The sequence below is a fragment of the Thiorhodococcus drewsii AZ1 genome (assembly GCF_000224065.1).
Lineage (GTDB): Bacteria > Pseudomonadota > Gammaproteobacteria > Chromatiales > Chromatiaceae > Imhoffiella > Imhoffiella drewsii.
Genome location: NZ_AFWT01000030.1, coordinates 12,892 through 30,231 on the forward strand (window position 1 = coordinate 12,892; position 17,340 = coordinate 30,231).

Genomic DNA, 17,340 nt, shown 5'->3' on the forward strand with positions numbered 1-17,340 from the left:
ATCGGGGCCGCGCCAAACACACCTAATTCTTCGCTTCGCCGCACGCGGGTCGATCGGGCTTTGCCGGAACATTTGATGTGAGACTCCGAACCAGTACTGCGAGTCCGCGCGAGGAAAGCGGTTCTACTGGCATTTCAGGGAAACAGGCACCCATCCCCTGTCGCCAGACAACAGCGCAGCACGACCTCAACTGTCCCGAATCCCTCACCCCTGCCCGAACCGACCTCACCCACAACTCTCCGACCGCGCCTGTCGCGGCCATCCTCACTCGTTAAGGAGCGGAACCATGCTTGGTGAATCGCACGACCTGTTGCACGAATTTCCCGACTTGGAGAGCAAGATCGCGAATCTACGGACCCAAAACCCGGATTTCGCGTCGCTCATGGACCAATACGACAGCCTTGATGCGCGTGTCCGCAGCATCGAGGAAGTCGGCTCACCGGTTGCCGATGAAACCATCGAGGAACTGAAGAAGGAACGCCTCCGGCTTAAGGACGCCCTCTACGTCATATTGAAAGGCTGAAGCAACCAGCCTAGGGACCGAGCGATCTTCGCCGACGCTCGGCCGAGTGGCCGCCGTCCCCTTGCGTGAGATCGCCCGAGCGCGCGCTCGCAACCGAAGCTCGCAAGATCCCACTTACCGCAATCAGCCCGCACCAGGAACGCTCAAGCCAGTGGAATTCCGCATCTTCCCCGTCACGGCCTTTCAGCAGAACTGCACCCTTTTCTGGTGCAAACAGACGCGGCGCGCCGCCATCATCGATCCAGGTGGCGAGCCCGACCGTATCCTGGACGCTGTCCGCGAGCTGAATCTGGAACCCGAGCAGATCCTGCTGACCCACGGGCATCTCGATCATGTCGGCGCCGCCGCCATCATCGCCCAACGAATCGGGGTCCCCATCATCGGTCCTCACGCCGAGGACGCGTTCCTGCTCAAGGCCATACCCGGCCAGTGCGAGATGTTCGGCTTTCCTCCGGCCGAGGCCTTCATGCCGAGCCGCTGGCTGGAAGACGGCGAGACACTGGAGGTCGGAGAACGCCGGCTCGACGTGGTCCACTGCCCCGGGCACACGCCCGGCCATGTCGTCTTCGTCGACGCCGAGGCGCAACTCGCCCAGGTCGGCGACGTACTCTTTCGCGGCTCGATCGGACGCACGGATTTTCCGCGCGGAGACCATCGCCAGCTGATCGACTCGATCCAGCGACGCCTCTTCCCCCTGGGCGACGAGATACGCTTCATTCCAGGACACGGCCCCATGTCCAGCTTCGGCGACGAGCGCCGGACCAACCCCTACGTCAGGGGCTGAGAGACGAGAGCCAGCGGAAGAAGCCAAGGCGCCAATGAAACCCGAATCACACGACATCGGCGGCCTCGCGCGAACCGGACCGAGCCCTTCTCGAGCTCGGTTACAATGCCGCGCTGACACCAATGATTGGCGGAGCTGACATGCTATTCCAGCGATTCCTCAAAAAACGCAAACAGGCCGCCGAGGCGACTCAGCAGGCCGTCGCGTCACAGAATCAGCAGACACTGACCGAACAGGCACTGAGCCACGCCGATCCAGGCACCCGGAGCAAGGCGATCCGCCAGGTCGTCAGCCCATCCGTCCTCACTCGGATCTTGGCCCAGGATGCCGATTCCGGGGTCCGCTCCGACGCACTCGAGCGTCTGATGCAGATTCTGTGCGAGAAGACCCAGCCGCTCCCGCCGCGCGATGAGCTGCTGGCCGCCTTCGCCGACATCCAGGACGACGAACTGATCGAACGTATCGCCCAGCATGGCGTCGCCCCGGAACTGCGCCGGAGCGCCATCGAGCGCACCGGCTCGCAGCCAGTCCTCGCGCACTGCGCGGTCCATGACGCGCTGGCGGCAAACCGCGCCCGCGCCATCGAGCGCCTGGAGGATCGCGCCGGACTCGAGCAGGTGGTGCACGACATCGGTAAGCGCGACAAGAACGTCCTGCGCACCGCGCGCGAAAAGCTGCGTCTGATCGCGGTCCGCGAGGAACATCCGAAACGCATTCGCGCCCAGTGCGAGGACATCTGCTCCAAGATCGAACGCCTGGGGCGGCTCGGCAACTGGACCCAAGATCGCGCCTTGCTCGACCACCTGGAGCGCCAATGGGGCACGATCCAAGACGAAGCCGAGCCCGAATGGCACGCCCGCTTCCAGGCCGAGTGCGAGCGCTTCCTGACCGCCTACGAGGAATATCGTCGCGAGAATGCCGCTCAGATCGCGACCCAAGAGGCACAAGAGGCGGCGCGCGCCGAACGCGAGGGTCTGATCCAAGAACTCGCCGATGCCGCCGCGCTGACCGAGGAATCGGAACTCCAGGCAGCAGGCGAGCGCATCGCCGCCTCCTGGGACGCACTCCCTGCCGCGCCCGACACGACGCAACGCGATTTGGACGCCCGCTATCGCACCGGCTTCCAGGCGCTGGAGGCACGCCGCAAGGCCCTCTCCGATCGACGTCTCGCCAATGAGCGTCTCGCCAAGCTCACCCACTCGATCGAACGCCTACTCGGCGAGTCCAAGCCGCTGGACCATAAACAGGTCAAAACGCTGCTCGAGCAGGGGCGCACGCTAGCCGCCGAGGCGAGCGAGAACGCCCTGACCGAAGCCTTCACCGCCCAGTCCGAGCGACTGGACGCCCGCTTCAAACATCAGCGCAAAAGCGCCGAGCAGCGTCTGAGACAGTTTCCCGAGCGCCTCGAAGAGCTTGAGGCCCATTTGGACAGCGGCGAACTCAAAAAGGCCGACCCGATACACCAAAGCCTCCAGGCCGCCCTCGAACTGATCCACATGAGCGGACTGCAGCCCGCGACCGCCACCGAATTGGGACAGCGACTGCGCGTGCTCGCGCCCAAACTGCGCGAACTACAGAACTGGCGCCGCTGGGGCGCGGACCAGCATCGCGAAGGGCTATGCGCCGAGATGGAGTCGCTGATCGACAAGGATCTCCCGCTCGCCGCCGTGGCCGAACAGCTGCGCAGCCTGCAAGCGGACTGGAAAGGACTCGACAAGACCGGGTCGCCGGCGAATAAGGCACTGTGGGAGCGCTTCCAAGCGGCCTCCGAGCAGGTCTATACGCGCTGCCGTCCCTTCATGGAGGCGCAGGCGGCCGAACGCGAGGCCAATGCGGTGGCACGCGAGCGCGTCTGCGCTCAACTCGAAGACTTCCTATCCAAGGTCGACTGGGAACGGGTCGACTGGAAGAAGATCCTGCGCGCCGAGCGCGAGACCCGCCAGGCCTGGGCCGCGATCGGCCCGACCGATCCGCGCCAGCGCAAAAAGCTCGAACGCCGCTTCCATCAGCGGCTCAAAACGCTCGACCAGCGCCTGGAGCGCGAGCGACGTCAAAACCAGGCCCATAAGCAGAATCTGGTCGAGCAGGTCCGAGCCTTGATCGAGCACCCGGATCTGGATACCGCCATCGAGCAAACCAAGGCGCTGCAGCGCGAATGGCACACCACGGTTCCCGCGCGCCAGAAGGACGAAAACAAGCTGTGGCAGGAATTCCGCGCGGTCTGCGACGCCGTTTTCGAACGCCGCGCCGCGATCCAGCAGGCGCACGCGAACGAGATGCGCGATCACCTGTCGGCCCGCGACGCACTCTGCGACGAGGCGCTGGCCTTCGCCGAAACCGAGTCCGACCCGCAACGCCTGAGCACGGCCTTGCGCGACTTCGAATCACGCTGGAGAGAACTGGAGTCGCGCCCCATACCGCGCCAGTCGGCCAGCCAGTCGAATCAGCGTTGGCGGGACGTGCGCGCCGCGTTCGAGAGCCGCCGACGCGCTGCCGAGGACAGACATCGCCAGGCCGCGCTGGAACTGCTGCAGCGCCAGTCGGAGCTCTGCGAGCGCCTGGAATCGAGCCTATTGGACAACGACCCCGAGGGAACGGATCCAGCATCCGCCCAGCAGGCCTGGCAGCAGCTCCCCAAGCAAACGGATGCCGATCTTCAACAAGCGCTGGAGACACGCTTCGAATTCGCCCAGGCCGCTGCGACCGACCCCAAGCAACGCGAGAAACTCCGCAAGCGACGCGAGGCCAACGACCAGCGATTGAGCCAGCTCTGTCTACAGTTGGAAATCATCGCCGGCGTCGAATCGCCACCGGAACAGGCACAGCAGCGACTGGAATATCAGGTCGCGCGGCTATCCGAACGGATGATGGAGGGAGAGGAAGACCCCTTGGAAGGCACAACCCGATTGCTGCAGGACTGGTATCTCTGCGGCCCAGCGGCAGACAACACCACGCTCAGCCAGCGTTTCGAGCGGGTCCGTCTCAAGCTGTGGTCCAGTCAGGAACAGGGCTGAATCTCGAACGCCTCCCGGATGGAGCACAGCAGAATCCGGGAGGCTCACCGCCAACGCGCCGATCCGACCCAGCCTCGGCGCGAACCCTCATTCCTCGTGGATCTTGACGCATAGCAGATCGCAGGTGGCTCGACGCAACACGCTTTCGGCCGTGTCGCCGAAGAGTCCCAGCAATCCATGACGTCCGCGACTGCCGACGATCACCAGATCGACCTCCAGCTCGGCCGCAACCGTATCGATCATACGACCAGTCGCGCCGACCCGGATCAGCCGATCGGCCTCGGGCACCCCGAGTTGCTCGCCCAGTCTCAACATCTGGCTTTTGGAGAACTCCATCAGCTCATCCTCCAGATCCTTGGTATCGGGCAAGGCGATCTCGCCCGAGTAACCGAGATACATGGACTCGACCGCCGGAGGGATGTACTCGACCACATGGAGCAGCGTCAGACGCGCATCCAACAGACGACTCAACTGCGCCGCACGAGCGACGACAACCTCGCTTTCCTGCTCGAAGTCCACCGCAACCAGAATATGCAGGTAGGCATTGATCTCCATCGCGCACCTCGATGACTGTTCGGTCTGATCCACAGTATATCGGAGGATCGGCAGCCCGAACCGTCAGGCGGAGTTGCGGAGTTGAGCGGGGGCATTCTCCGCCCCCGACATGAGCAACGCGCCCTATCGCACGAACAGCTCGTCGAAGAAGGACTGCATCCGCAGCCAAGAACGACGGTCGGCCTGGGGATCGTACCGGAGGTTATCGATACCGTAGTCACCGGCATTCGGACTGGTGAAGCTGTGTCTCACGCCGCCATAGATGTCCATTTCCCAGTTGGCTTCGGCGGCCTCCAGCTTGTTTTGGAAGTTGGAGACGACCTCCGGCGACACGAAGCTGTCCGCATTGCCGTGCAATACCAGGATCTTAGCGGCGATGTGCCCTTTGGATTCCTCGGGCGCGGCCGGTAGGGAACCGTGGAAGCTCACGACGCCCTTGAGCTCGGCGCCACCATAGGCCATTTGCAACACGGTCCCGCCACCGAAGCAATAGCCGATCGCGGCAATCTGACCGGGCTCGACCAGGTCGCTCGCCATCAACTGTTTCAAACCGAGGCCGGCGCGCTCGCGCCACAGATCCACGTCCGCCGTGACCTCCTGCATCCAGTCCCGAGCCTGATCCGGTGTGTCGGTCACACGACCGTCGCCGTACATATCGGCGGCGAAGGCGACATAGCCAAGCTCGGCGAGCATCCGCGCCCGTTCCTTGGCATAGTCGTTCAGCCCCCACCACTCATGGATCAGCAGGACACCCGGTCGCTTACCGGTCGTGGCATCGTCCCAGAAGAGATAGCCGGTCAAATGGGTGCCATGGTCTTCGTACTCGATGGGCTTTGATTGAACCTCGGCCTGAGCCTGGGCGGTGACGAAGAGGCTTGCTGCAAACAACGACGAGAGTACGGCGATGCGATGACGCATGGTCTTTCTCCTGAATGGCGTTGAGAAACAACGTTAGCTGGCGGAGATTCCGCCCCGAGACTTGATGCTGGCGCGCGCGACGGGCAAGCTGCCGCCCTTCATTCTGTCCACCCACCTTCAAGGACACCCTGTTTTCGACATGCTTCACATCACGCAGCACATTCAGATCGACGAATCCGAACTGAGCGAGCGCTTCACCCGCTCCCCCGGACCTGGCGGTCAGAACGTCAATAAGGTCGAAACAGCCGTTCAGCTGCGATTCGATGCAGCGGGATCAAGGGCGCTGACGGAGGACGTCCGTCAGCGATTGCGTCGACTGGCCGGGCGCCGGATCGACAGCGCAGGTGTCATCACGATCGAGGCGCACCGCTTCCGCACCCGCGAGCGCAACCGGGAGGATGCGCGAGAGCGTCTCGCACAACTCATCCGCCAGGCCAGCCATCGGCCGAAAACGCGCATCGGCACCCGGCCGACACGCGCCTCCAAGGAACGACGCCTGGACAGCAAACGCCGTACCTCGGCGAAGAAGCGTGGCCGTCAATCTCGACCGAGCGAGGACTGAGCGACCATCAGGCGTCGACTCGGCATCGATCGGGCGCATCGCAGCACACCTCCGCTTTTCGACTGGATGCGCACACCGACCGAATCGCGCCCAGTTTCGACGCCCTGGCCTCCTACATGGCCATATCCAGCTCGTCCTGCACCTTGGCCAAGCCAGCGAGGGCACAGGCCTCGTCGGTCTCGCCATCCGGCGCACCGCTCACCCCGATCCCCGCAACCAGTGAAGAGCCGCCCACGAGCACCGGCACGCCGCCGGCCGACATCACCAATCCCTTGACCCGCCCGACCGGAGTGTCGGCCCTCGCGCTCATGGCCGAGGTCGCCGCATTGAAGTTGACGGCCGTATAGGCCTTCATCCGGCTGATGCGCAGGGTGATGGGGGATGCAATGGTGTCGCGCAGGCTCACCTGCACGTTGCCCTCCCGATCGACCACGGTCACCCCGATCTGGATACCCTTCTCACGGCAGGCGGCAACCGCGCCCTCGGCGATCTGTATCGCCGTGTCGAGCGACAGCCGCTTGAGCAAAATCACCATCGGCTCCTCGGCCTGCGCGGCACCAACCGCACACAGAAGCCCCATCACACCAAGCAATCGTCTCACCATCGGTCCTTCTCCATCGGTTGTGGGAATGCTGACGCGGATGAGCGCGCGGTCGCCCGGAGCAGTTCGAGCCGCGCTCTCAGCCTCGGGATTGCACGCCGTAGTGCGTTTCGATGTAGTCGTCGACCATACGCTTGAACTGATCGGCGATCCCCTCGCCCTTGAGGGTCGCAACCTTCTCGCCATCGACATAGACCGGGGCCGAGGGGCGCTCGCCGCTGCCCGGCAAACTGATGCCGATGTTGGCGTTCTTGCTCTCGCCCGGCCCGTTCACCACACAGCCCATCACCGCGACCTGCATGCTCTCGACACCCGGATAGCGGTTACGCCACTCGGGCATCTGATCGCGCAGATAGGCCTGAATGTTCTGGGCCAGATGCTGGAAGGTATCGCTGGTCGTGCGACCACACCCCGGACAGGCCGTGACCATGGGGGCGAAAGAGCGAAATCCCATGGACTGCAGGATCTCCTGGGCGACCTGGACCTCTCGGGTCCGTGCCTCGCCGGGCGCCGGGGTCAGGGAGACGCGAATGGTGTCGCCGATGCCTTCCTGGAGCAGCACCGCGAGCGCGGCCGTCGAGGCTACGATACCCTTGGAGCCCATGCCCGCCTCGGTCAGGCCCAGATGCAGCGCGAAATCGCCGCGATCGGCCAGCATCCGATAGACCGAGATCAGCTCCTGAACGCCGCTCATCTTGCACGAGAGGATGATGTGATCCCTCGGAAGCCCGATCTGCACGGCGCGCTCGGCGCTGGAGATGGCCGACTCGACCATGGCCTCATGCATGATGCGCTCAGCCGATTTCGGCTGTGCCGCGCGGGCGTTCTCGTCCATCAGACGGACGACGACCTCCTGGTCGAGACTGCCTCCGTTGACACCGATGCGCACCGGACGGTCGTAGCGACAGGCCAGCTCGATCATGGTCGCAAACTGGCTATCCTTCTTCTCGCCCTTACCGACGTTGCCCGGATTGATGCGGTACTTGGCGAGTGCCTCGGCGCACTCCGGGTAGTCCGCCAGCAGACGATGGCCGTTGAAATGGAAGTCACCCACCAGAGGCACCTCGCAGCCCTGGGCGGCGAGCGCATCGCGAATCACCGGAACCGCCTTGGCCGCCGATTCGTGATTCACCGTGATACGCACCAGCTCCGATCCCGCGCGCGCCAGCTCCGCGATCTGGCGGACCGTCGACTCGATGTCGCCGGTATCCGTATTAGTCATGGACTGAACCACGACCGGCGCACCGCCCCCGATGGTGATCGGGCCGACGGAGACTGGAAGGGTTTTGCGTCTTTGGATGGGGTCTAGAACTGGGCTCATGGTGCCTTTTCCGCGAGGGATTCGCTGATATGTGAATGATTGTAGTCTGACAGTTGAACGCGACTCGGAAACAGACGGAGTTTGCCTGGTTTCAACGACCTGGCATCTCGGATGGACCGGAGTCGACTGGATCGCCGCTCAGGAGAGCGGCGAACGCAATCCGCCAATGATCGCCAAATAGTCCGGATCTGTCTGCGGGATGATCCCATGCCGGATCAGGAAATCGATAATCACGAGATTGCAGTTGAGCTTGAACTCGCCGGTATCGCGCACGAGATCTCGGACCTCCTCGACCGGCAGACGGTAGAAGGCCTCGACCTCGCCGTCGGTACAGCGGGGCTCGAAATCCTCGGGCAGCTCCAGGTCGTAGCAGTACATGACGTCCGGCTTGAGTCCCCGCTCGGAATCCCGGCAGTAGGTCACGGCACCGACGGGCACGGCCCGATCGGCCAGTTCCGGTGGCATACCCGCCTCCTCGGCGCACTCCTTGCGCAGGTTCTCGACCAGGGTCAGCTCGAACGGCAGTCCGCCCGCAACCAGATTGTCCAGATATCCCGGATAGAGCCGTCGATCTGCCGCACGTCGACCGACCCACATCTCGATCCCCTTGGGGGTGCGCACGAATCCGTTCAGATGCTGCCCGAAGGCCCGCATCCCGAAAAAGGGCGCGCAGGCCCGATCCACCAGACAGATGGCCCGATCCCGATTGCCCGAGGTCACCGGATAGCGCTCGCCGTGGAGATGCGAGAGCACGCCCTCCTCCACCAGTTGTCGCACCAGATCGGCCAACAACGCCGTGCGGCCATCGAAATCGTTCGGGGCATGGGTCCAATGCACCGCCGTATCGGAAACCGCGAACTGCTTGGGCCAGCGCCGTAGCTGATCGACTGCGGCATGGCGCAGCATACCGATGCGCTCGCCGTCGAGCAGAAAGGGAACGAAATCGCCCGGATTCCAGGCATTGCAGGCTTGAATCTTATCGAGAAAGCTCATCGAAACTCCGAATGAGACGCCGCCCCGAGGCGGTCAACCTCGGTATCACTGCGGATCCGTCTTCTTGGCGCGTTCCCAGAGACGCTCCATCTCGTCGCGAACCTCGACACCAGGCTCCAGGCCCTGCTCGGCCAGCCCCGACTCGACCTTGGCGAAGCGCGACTCGAAACGATGATTCGCCGCCCGCAAGGCCTGCTCGGCGTCCACCCCGAGATGACGCGCCAGATTTACGCAGGAGAACAGCAGATCGCCGACCTCATGGACGCGCTCGGAAAACGGTAGATCCTCGGTCAGGGTCTCGCGGCACTCGTCGAGCTCCTCGGCAACCTTGTCGAGAACCCCATCGACCGAGTCCCAGTCGAAACCGACCCGTGCAGCGCGTTTCTGCAACTTTTCGGACCGAATCAGAGCCGGCAGCGCCTGGGCCACGCCAGCCAGGGCGCCCGTCTCTACAGCGCTGGATTTCGCCTCGCGCTCACCGGCCTTGATGCGTTCCCAACTGGCGTGCACCGCCTCGGGACTACCGAGATCCTGATCGTCGAAGACATGCGGATGACGGCGGATCATCTTGTCGCAGATGGATCGCACCACCTGATGGAAATCGAAATGCCCTCCCTCCTCGGCCATGCGCGAGTGGAAGACCACTTGGAGCAGAAGATCGCCCAACTCGTCGCGCAGCGCGGGCATGTCCGACTGCTCGATCGCCTCGGCGACCTCGTAGGCCTCCTCCAGGGTATAGGGCAGGATACTGGCGAAGGTCTGCTTCAGATCCCAGGGACAGCCGTCCCTCGGATCGCGCAGCCGCGCCATGATGCCAAGCAAATCCTCGATGGAAGCGTCTCGATCCATAGATCCGAAAGCAGAAGGCGAACCGCGCCGAAAACCGGCTCGGTTGGCATGGTAAGGAAGCCATCAGGGCAAGACGAAACCCGAATCCGACTCAGGAACTCAAGTTCATGCCCGAATGGTAGCGGAAGGCCCCACCGACGGTCTATGCCGCAAGCAGAACGTCTCCGCACACTCTAAAGCACGTACAAGCCATCCGCCCGGACTCACCGAGAATGGCAAAAAATATTTGACAGGACAATCTCGGAAAAAGATAATGCGCAGCTCGACGATTGATCGACGCATCTTATATGCGAAATCACACATCGTTGAACTATGCGCCCGTAGCTCAGCTGGATAGAGTACCTGGCTACGAACCAGGTGGTCGGGAGTTCGAATCTCTCCGGGCGCGCCATACATTGCGATGGCTTGAATGGATGACAGGCCATCTGAATGAAAGATCAAAGCACAATGCGCCCGTAGCTCAGCTGGATAGAGTACCTGGCTACGAACCAGGTGGTCGGGAGTTCGAATCTCTCCGGGCGCGCCAAATTCGAATAAAGGCCCAACATCAAATTGATGTTGGGCCTTTTGCGTTTCCGGTGCCCTCAAGCCACACACCGTCCTGGCGCCAATCTCCAAATCACAACAGCGCAGACAGTCTGCGACATCTTCTGCGCCACGGATCTGCATGCGGACATAGTCAAGCGTCTGCTGGACGCGCTCATCCGCCGCAGGAGCTGGAGCAGCTCTGGGGTGTCGAGCCAGGCAAGTTGCACCAGCATCTGCATCAGCTCGGCCCACGTCGGGCCGGAGACTTCATCCGGACACAGGCCAACCTGATCCAACAGCTCGCCGAGGTCAGCGCCCTCCTCGGCTCCGAGCACTATCCACTCATCTCGGACCACAAGGACGAGCTGCTGGTCCGCGATCAGAGCTACGGCGACCACGCCAAGCCCGAGGACTATCTGGACAGCTTCAACACCTTCATCAGGGACCAGCTGAATCAGTCCGTCGCACTGGCCGTCGTCGTCAACCTCCGCGCGACCTGACCCGCGAGCAGCTCAAGGAGGTGCGCCTACTCTTGGACCGGAACGGATTCTCCGAGGCCAAGCTCAAGACCGCCTGGCGCAACCAGAGCAACCAGGACATCGCGGCTACGCCTCCCATAACTGGACACCCGTGCAACGCAAATGGCTGCAGCAGCTGGCCAAGCAGCTGGCCTTCGAGACCATCGTCGACCGCCGGTTCGTCAATGCGCGTTTTGCCGACAAGGGCGGCGCAAGACAGCTCGACAAAGTGCTGGATGAGATTGATGAGATTGCGGATCATCTCTGGCAACAACCAGCGTGATTCGGTATACCAATGGCTCATTGCGCCGCATCCGTGCGCGGGCGCCACATCACCTGTATCGATCCAAAGCTTGACTTGAGCGGCACAAGGCGTACAAATGTCCGCTGTTCGCGAACAGCGAACGCGACGCCTACCCTGCCCCTTGCCATGAAGAGCCAAGACATCGTGCTGCTGCTCAAGCTCGTGACGCAACGTCAGTCGCGTGCCCAGCAACAGCTCGCCCGGACCCAGGCTCAGCTGGGACCCCTGCCGCACGACTGGCAAGGCTGGGAGCAAGAGGATGGCACTGTCATCGACGACCCGGACCAGACGAAAGCGCCCGAGAGGGCACTGACCATTCGCGGCCTTGAGTCCTCCCTGCATCTGAGCAAGAGCGAGATCAGCCAGTCATTGCGCCGGTCCATGGCCGTGGGGCTAGCCATGCGCTCGCGCTCGGACGGCCTGCCGCAAGCCAACGTCGGCGCCTTGCTCCAATTCATCATCTACGGTCTCAAATACGTGTTCCCCGCGACACCCGCGAGAGTGGTGCGTGGTATTCCAACCGGCTTCTCAGCTCCAGTGCTGCGCGGGGCCGTTGCCGGGGCCGAGCAATGGGTGTGGTCCGATCCGCTGGGCACCGCCTCCGGGCAGACCATTGCCCCCCTCTACCGCTCCGTACCCAAGGCCGTCAGACAGGATGCACAGCTCTACACCATGCTGGCGTTGATCGATGCCATACGCCTCGGTCGGGCACGCGAGCAATCCGAGGCCACCCGCATCCTTGAAACGCTGCTGCAGCCGCCGCGATGAGCGACATCGAGCAAAAACAACGCGACATGCTCCTGCGGGTCGCCCGGGCCTTGCCGCCGGATCTGATCGAGCGCATGGCCTTCGTCGGCGGCTCCACCACGGCGCTCCTGCTGAACGACCCCATTGCACGTCAAGGCGTTCGCTATACGCTGGACGTCGACCTCATCGTAGGTACCGAGGGGCGCGGACATTGGACCAGAATCCAGGACCGACTGCGCCAATGCGGATTCAGCGAATCCCCGGAGGACGACGTCATTTGCCGGATGCGCCTCGGCGAGCTGATCGTCGACTTCATGCCCACCGAAGCCAGCATCCTGGGCTTCACCAATCGCTGGTACCGCCGGGCATTGGAGACCTCGCAGACCTACCGTCTGGACCACGACCTTTGCATCAACCTGCTCGACCCCGTCTACTTCGTCGCCACCAAGCTGGAGGCATTCAAGGGACGGGGCAACGAGGATCTCCTGCGCAGTCACGACCTGGAAGACATCATCACCCTGGTCGACGGACGCAAGCCGCTCGGTGACGAGATCGCCTCGACCGACCAGGACGTCAGTACCTACATCGCCCAAGAATTCGCCCGCCTGCTGCGACATCCAGACTTCGACTACGCCATCGCCGGAAACATCACCGACCCTGGCCGTGCCGACATCGTCTGGGAGCGCTGGCGGCGCATTGCCCAAGAAAACGAGCACGACAGCCCATGACAGACAACCACATCGTCCAAAAGCTATGGAGTCTCTGCGACGTCCTGCGCGACGACGGCATCAGGGAGTGGTGTTCGGATAGGCAAAGCACATCTCATTACACACATCTTGACACTTGGCCAGACCCGCCAGTGGATACGCCTCGCTCCACTCGCGCGCAACGAAATAGTTGAAGAACTGCCACATCAAGACTGAGGAAACATAGCTGACCGATCAGGCACCTCGACTGGCGCTTGACCACAGTGCCAGGATCTCGTCCATCCCGGGAATCAAAGCTGGCAGCGACAGCTTCGAGTGGAGTCTATGCTTACGCGGACGAGGCGCTCCACTCATTAGCGGCGGCGCCAGTGCCGATGGATACCGACTTTCCATCCAGGCGTATTTCCAACAGCGTCAAGCGCTAGATTTCGACCCCATTATCGGCGAGTGGAACGCCATCACTCTTTCTAGCGGAAACCCTGATCATGGCCCAAAAGGACAGTGCCATCTCATCGGTTCACGAGCTCACCGGGCTTCAAGAGGCGATCTTCGCCGTCTATTCGGAGCTTTCGATAGCAAGCCCAGGGGCGCCGCCCTACAACGAGCAGTTTTCCTGCCGAATAACCGGGGCATTGGATCCCGGATTGCTCGTCCAAGCCTGGTCATCCTTGTCCGAGCGCCACCCCGCGTTGCGAACCGCCTTTGCCCGGACGAAAGACGGCAAGGTCGTGCAAGTCGTGCTGACATCGCGCCAACCTCATGTACTGGTGACTGAAGACGACAGCCCCGGTGAACGAGATGACATTGCCTGTCGCGAGCGCTCCCAACGCTTCGATTTGGCACGCGACCCTCTACTGCGCGTCGTGCTGATCGAACAGGCACCACAGGTGTGGCGAATGGTGGTGACCTTTCACCATCTGATTGCGGATGCCTGGTCCGCTCCGATCTTGATCGACGATCTGATCGCGCTCTACGAGACCGCATCGGGCCTTGCATCGACCTTGCCGGCACCACCGCGAACGACCCCCGGAGATTTTGCCGATGCACTATTCGCAAACCGGGGTCCAGCCAATCGCGCCTATTGGGAAGCAACGCTCAAGTGCGGTGAAATCGCCCGGTTGCCCTTTCTCGATGCATCGCGGCCTGCTGGTCGCAAGGAATGCCTCAAGAGCTTCATTCCGAAACAGACCGCCAGTCAGCTCTCGGCCCTCGCACAACGCCTTGAGATTTCGGAAAGCGCGATCCTTCACGCACTATGGGGCCTGCTCCTGGGACGACTGACCGGCACCTCGGAACCCATTTTCGCGACGGTCTTGGCCAATCGATCGCACGACATGCCCGACATCGAACGGGTCATCGGCATGTTCATCGTCACCGTACCCGTCAAGGTCTCCTTGTCCGACAACCCAGGCTTCGCCGAGACCTGCCAAGCGCTGCATCAGCAACTCGCAATCGCGCCCCATTGGTCATCGCCACCCTTGGCGGATATGCTCGCCGCCGCCAGGCTGCAGGCATCGGAACTCGACCACATGATGAACGGCCGTCCGTCCGGGTTGGCCTGGGGCGATCTCGAACAGCTATCGTTTCCCCGATCGGGTCTGCTGATCGACGACTACCGCGCCGAGAGCTGGGATCATTACGACTTTCAAATCGGCTTCACACTCGGTCGCGCCCCATTCATTGAGGCGCGTTTTGACTCCAACAGAATTGAGCGGGCTCAACTGTCCGATATTCTCGAAGCCGCCCAAGCGCTGCTCGCCAATTGCCTCGACGATCCTTCGGCCCCCATCACCTCGCGACCACTGAGCGCACACACTGGACCCAGGCTCTCGATTCTCGAAGGTCCGAGCAGGATGCTCGATCGAGCCTTGCCGGATTTGATCGCAGAGGTGCCGGGCGAGCGTCTGGCAACCAGTGACCGCTGGTGCCGACTCTCCTATTCGGAGCTCAGATCGCGCGCGGAATCCCTTGCCGCACGCATGGCGGCGACCGGCGTCGTCGCGGGCTCGCGAGTCGCTCTGTCGACACGGCCGAGGACCGATCTTCTCGCCCAGATCCTGGCGACCTGGATGCTCGGCGCCAGCTTCGTGCCCATCAATCCGGCATGGTCAGAGGAACGACGTTCGCGCATCCTCGCGGCAGCCCGCCCAACGATCCAGCTTGGCCTTGAGGATGCGGTCGAGGCGCTCGACCGTGACGATACGAAGGCCCTTGGCATGGCCTATCGGATCTTCACGTCGGGCTCGACGGGCACGCCCAAGGGGGTCGACGTGAGCCTGCGGGCGCTCACCAATTACTGCATCAGCGCGATCGACCGCCTCGGGCTGAAGGAGACGGATCGCGCACTCCAGGTGACCTCCGCCGCGTTCGACCTGGGCTATACGACCGCCTTCGGTCTGCTCGCGGTCGGGGGATCGGTCTTCTGGGCGGACCGCGAAGATCTGGTCGACCCGAATCGGGTCCTGAGACTGATGGCGGAGCATGAGATCAGCGTGCTCAAGATGACGCCGTCCTTTTTGACCCTCATGCTGTCGGCTCCGGATCCAAGCCTGTTCAGAGACCTGACGCACTGGAGGCTCATCATCCTCGGTGGAGAAAGCCCCAATCTCAATACGCTGTCCCAACTCGGGACATTCTGCCCGTGGCTGCAATTGGCGTTTCACTATGGCCCGACGGAGGCCACGATCGGCTGCACCATGACCAAGCCTTTTCCCATCTCGCGCATCGGGGAAATAGATAGCGCCGACATCGGATCGCCGGTCTTGAATACCCGGATCAAGATCCTCGATCCCTTCGGCCAACCCGTGCCACGGGGGATCGCGGGCGAATTGACGGTATTCGGCGAGGCGTTGGCGGAAGGCTATGCCCAGGGCGATACGGGCTTCATCGAAATCGGGCGCGAGCGGGCCTTTCGCACGGGCGATCAGGCCGTCATGGGCCGAGATGGCACCTTGCGGCTGCTCGGACGCCTGGATGAGCGGGCCAAGATCCGGGGGCATTGGGTGTCGCCATCGGACACGCGAAAGGCCCTGATCGGTCTACCCGAGGTGGAAGATGCCGCAGTCTCGATCCGGGAGCACAATGGCGAAACTCAGCTGGTTGCCTTCGTGGCGGTCGGAGACCGGGCGGTCTCGCCCTCTCAGCTGAGGTCAGGGCTGCGCGAGAGTCTTCTCGATGCACAGATCCCCTGTCAGTTCTACTTCCTGTCTCGGCTCTTGATGACCGAGAACGGGAAGCTCGACACGAGCAGCATGATCGCCTCGGCCAAACCAGCGCCTGGCGGGTCCGGCGTCGAAAAACCGACCACCCCGACAGAAAGGCTGCTGGCGGAGATCTGGTGCGACGTCTTGGGCGTCGAGGGCATCTCGCGACAGGATGACTTCTTCGTCATCGGCGGTCACAGCCTCAAGGCCATCGAGGTGTCCGCCCGTCTCGCTCGGAGCGGTCATTCGACGGTTCCATTGCACACCTTTTTCGAAGCCCCGAGACTCATGGATCTGGCACTGCGGATCGATGGGGACGTGTCCGGGAACAATGGGGGCGTTTTCCCATTGCTGGATACGGGCACAGCCGCCAGCGTCCTGTGCTTCCCTGCCACGATCGGCAGCGCCAGCATCTATCGCGAAACCTTGGATCTCATGGGGATCAGTTGCTCGGTCGATGGCCTCGAGGATGCGGACCGCTTCGACCAAACCGAAACACTGGAGGAGATGGTGCGAGAGATGCTGGTCTGCGCAACCGCGACCGGCAACGACTATAAGGCACTCCTGGGATGGTCGTTCGGCGCCAGCCTGGTGTTCGAGTCCGCCCGACAATTGGAACACCGTGGACACAGGCCGCAGCTCATTATGATCGATGGTCTTCCCGCCGACCCGGATGCCGATCCCAACGCGGCCATGGATGATTTTCAATCACTTGCGATGCAGCGCTATTGGTCGACCGTTCTCCGCAAGATGACCGAAAGCCTCGGCGCATCCGGACTGGAGCGATACCAGCAACAGCTCCGTGGTCGACGGAAGAAGTTGATGCGTTATCGCTTCGGCGGTCCGCTCAGAAACGACATTCTGTTCATCGCGGCGGACCCGAGCGGGACCATCGAGCCAGATAGAAGACAACGAATAGAGGCGTTGAGCTCCGGCGACGTTCGCATCAAGGTCGTCGCCGCCGATCACTTCAGCCTATTCCACCCGCCTCATGTCCATGACTGGATTGGCGAGGTTCGGGGAACCATATCGTAATTCCGACGCATGCCCCCACTTCCAGAGGGCACTAGGAACAGCTGCGCCACTCACGACCAGAACGGTGTCAAACCGTCACCGAATGTCGTGGCGCTCACCGTCCATGATCGTCTTTCAGACTGGGCACTTTAACGAGTGCCCAGACAGGCTGACACCTGGCATCGGCGACTCACACGCC

General features: G+C 62.6%; 15 protein-coding genes and 2 tRNA genes. 11 read left to right on the forward strand and 6 right to left on the reverse strand.

Annotation, left to right across the window (positions count from 1 at the left end; all coding sequences use genetic code 11):
• The first annotated feature begins 286 nt into the window (after window positions 1-286).
• The 3 genes from THIDRDRAFT_RS17300 to THIDRDRAFT_RS17310 all read left to right on the forward strand — a co-directional run bounded on the left by THIDRDRAFT_RS17300 (window position 287) and on the right by THIDRDRAFT_RS17310 (window position 4,321).
• The gene (locus THIDRDRAFT_RS17300; protein ID WP_007042189.1) at window positions 287-523 is read left to right on the forward strand and encodes an HP1242/YdcH family protein; all 237 of its coding nucleotides are present in this window, start codon (window positions 287-289) and stop codon (window positions 521-523) included.
• A gap of 151 nt (window positions 524-674) precedes the next feature.
• Window positions 675-1,307, forward strand: a complete 633-nt coding sequence (locus tag THIDRDRAFT_RS17305; protein ID WP_007042190.1) for an MBL fold metallo-hydrolase — start codon at window positions 675-677, stop codon at window positions 1,305-1,307.
• 140 nt (window positions 1,308-1,447) lie between these two features.
• Complete coding sequence (locus THIDRDRAFT_RS17310) at window positions 1,448-4,321, forward strand: DUF349 domain-containing protein (RefSeq protein WP_007042191.1); 2,874 nt, start codon at window positions 1,448-1,450, stop codon at window positions 4,319-4,321.
• 87 nt (window positions 4,322-4,408) lie between these two features.
• On the opposite strand, the gene THIDRDRAFT_RS17315 is transcribed toward THIDRDRAFT_RS17310, so the two are convergent.
• Complete coding sequence (locus THIDRDRAFT_RS17315) at window positions 4,409-4,876, reverse strand: universal stress protein (RefSeq protein WP_007042192.1); 468 nt, start codon at window positions 4,874-4,876, stop codon at window positions 4,409-4,411.
• Window positions 4,877-4,999: 123 nt separating this feature from the next.
• Window positions 5,000-5,794 (reverse strand): dienelactone hydrolase family protein, encoded by a 795-nt coding sequence (locus THIDRDRAFT_RS17320; protein WP_007042193.1) that lies wholly within the window; start codon window positions 5,792-5,794, stop codon window positions 5,000-5,002.
• A gap of 139 nt (window positions 5,795-5,933) precedes the next feature.
• Here THIDRDRAFT_RS17320 and arfB point away from each other — a divergent pair, with 139 nt between their 5' ends.
• Window positions 5,934-6,356, forward strand: coding sequence for an alternative ribosome rescue aminoacyl-tRNA hydrolase ArfB (arfB, locus tag THIDRDRAFT_RS17325; RefSeq protein WP_040845233.1), 423 nt, complete (start codon window positions 5,934-5,936; stop codon window positions 6,354-6,356).
• A gap of 112 nt (window positions 6,357-6,468) precedes the next feature.
• On the opposite strand, the gene THIDRDRAFT_RS17330 is transcribed toward arfB, so the two are convergent.
• From THIDRDRAFT_RS17330 to mazG, 4 genes are all read right to left on the reverse strand, one after another.
• Window positions 6,469-6,960 carry a GlcG/HbpS family heme-binding protein gene (locus THIDRDRAFT_RS17330; protein ID WP_007042195.1) on the reverse strand — a complete coding sequence of 164 codons (492 nt, stop codon included), beginning with the start codon at window positions 6,958-6,960 and terminating at the stop codon, window positions 6,469-6,471.
• A gap of 76 nt (window positions 6,961-7,036) precedes the next feature.
• Complete coding sequence (ispG, locus tag THIDRDRAFT_RS17335) at window positions 7,037-8,278, reverse strand: flavodoxin-dependent (E)-4-hydroxy-3-methylbut-2-enyl-diphosphate synthase (protein ID WP_007042196.1); 1,242 nt, start codon at window positions 8,276-8,278, stop codon at window positions 7,037-7,039.
• A 138-nt stretch (window positions 8,279-8,416) separates the two neighbouring features.
• On the reverse strand, window positions 8,417-9,271 hold the full coding sequence (locus tag THIDRDRAFT_RS17340) for a DUF4743 domain-containing protein (protein ID WP_007042197.1): 855 nt from the start codon (window positions 9,269-9,271) through the stop codon (window positions 8,417-8,419).
• 45 nt (window positions 9,272-9,316) lie between these two features.
• Window positions 9,317-10,120 (reverse strand): nucleoside triphosphate pyrophosphohydrolase, encoded by an 804-nt coding sequence (gene mazG / locus THIDRDRAFT_RS17345; RefSeq protein WP_040845229.1) that lies wholly within the window; start codon window positions 10,118-10,120, stop codon window positions 9,317-9,319.
• Between the two features lie 314 nt (window positions 10,121-10,434).
• Here mazG and THIDRDRAFT_RS17350 point away from each other — a divergent pair.
• From THIDRDRAFT_RS17350 to THIDRDRAFT_RS17375, 7 genes are all read left to right on the forward strand, one after another.
• A tRNA-Arg gene (locus THIDRDRAFT_RS17350) sits at window positions 10,435-10,511 on the forward strand.
• A gap of 58 nt (window positions 10,512-10,569) precedes the next feature.
• Window positions 10,570-10,646, forward strand: a tRNA-Arg gene (locus THIDRDRAFT_RS17355).
• A gap of 223 nt (window positions 10,647-10,869) precedes the next feature.
• Complete coding sequence (locus THIDRDRAFT_RS26545) at window positions 10,870-11,148, forward strand: hypothetical protein (RefSeq protein ID WP_007042199.1); 279 nt, start codon at window positions 10,870-10,872, stop codon at window positions 11,146-11,148.
• Window positions 11,149-11,221: 73 nt separating this feature from the next.
• Window positions 11,222-11,449, forward strand: coding sequence for a type I restriction-modification enzyme R subunit C-terminal domain-containing protein (locus tag THIDRDRAFT_RS26550; RefSeq protein ID WP_281054770.1), 228 nt, complete (start codon window positions 11,222-11,224; stop codon window positions 11,447-11,449).
• 147 nt (window positions 11,450-11,596) lie between these two features.
• Entirely contained in the window at window positions 11,597-12,238 is a 642-nt protein-coding gene (locus THIDRDRAFT_RS17365) for a hypothetical protein (RefSeq protein WP_007042201.1), read from the forward strand.
• Window positions 12,235-12,945 (forward strand): hypothetical protein, encoded by a 711-nt coding sequence (locus THIDRDRAFT_RS17370; RefSeq protein ID WP_007042202.1) that lies wholly within the window; start codon window positions 12,235-12,237, stop codon window positions 12,943-12,945. The genes THIDRDRAFT_RS17365 and THIDRDRAFT_RS17370 overlap by 4 nt, the downstream gene beginning before the upstream one ends.
• Window positions 12,946-13,409: 464 nt before the next feature.
• A complete protein-coding gene (locus THIDRDRAFT_RS17375; protein WP_007042204.1) occupies window positions 13,410-17,162 on the forward strand; it encodes an AMP-binding protein in 3,753 nt (1,250 codons plus the stop codon).
• Window positions 17,163-17,340: the final 178 nt, after the last annotated feature.

Excerpts from the sequence above, each read along its gene's own strand:
- THIDRDRAFT_RS17300 (WP_007042189.1), top strand. The coding sequence starts at position 287 with ATGCTTGGTGAATCGCACGACCTGTTGCACGAATTTCCCGACTTGGAG.
- THIDRDRAFT_RS17310 (WP_007042191.1), top strand. The coding sequence starts at position 1,448 with ATGCTATTCCAGCGATTCCTCAAAAAACGCAAACAGGCCGCCGAGGCG.
- THIDRDRAFT_RS17315 (WP_007042192.1), bottom strand. The coding sequence starts at position 4,876 with ATGGAGATCAATGCCTACCTGCATATTCTGGTTGCGGTGGACTTCGAG.
- THIDRDRAFT_RS17320 (WP_007042193.1), bottom strand. The coding sequence starts at position 5,794 with ATGCGTCATCGCATCGCCGTACTCTCGTCGTTGTTTGCAGCAAGCCTC.
- arfB (WP_040845233.1), top strand. The coding sequence starts at position 5,934 with ATGCTTCACATCACGCAGCACATTCAGATCGACGAATCCGAACTGAGC.
- THIDRDRAFT_RS17330 (WP_007042195.1), bottom strand. The coding sequence starts at position 6,960 with ATGGTGAGACGATTGCTTGGTGTGATGGGGCTTCTGTGTGCGGTTGGT.
- ispG (WP_007042196.1), bottom strand. The coding sequence starts at position 8,278 with ATGAGCCCAGTTCTAGACCCCATCCAAAGACGCAAAACCCTTCCAGTC.
- THIDRDRAFT_RS17340 (WP_007042197.1), bottom strand. The coding sequence starts at position 9,271 with ATGAGCTTTCTCGATAAGATTCAAGCCTGCAATGCCTGGAATCCGGGC.
- mazG (WP_040845229.1), bottom strand. The coding sequence starts at position 10,120 with ATGGATCGAGACGCTTCCATCGAGGATTTGCTTGGCATCATGGCGCGG.
- THIDRDRAFT_RS17365 (WP_007042201.1), top strand. The coding sequence starts at position 11,597 with ATGAAGAGCCAAGACATCGTGCTGCTGCTCAAGCTCGTGACGCAACGT.
- THIDRDRAFT_RS17370 (WP_007042202.1), top strand. The coding sequence starts at position 12,235 with ATGAGCGACATCGAGCAAAAACAACGCGACATGCTCCTGCGGGTCGCC.
- THIDRDRAFT_RS17375 (WP_007042204.1), top strand. The coding sequence starts at position 13,410 with ATGGCCCAAAAGGACAGTGCCATCTCATCGGTTCACGAGCTCACCGGG.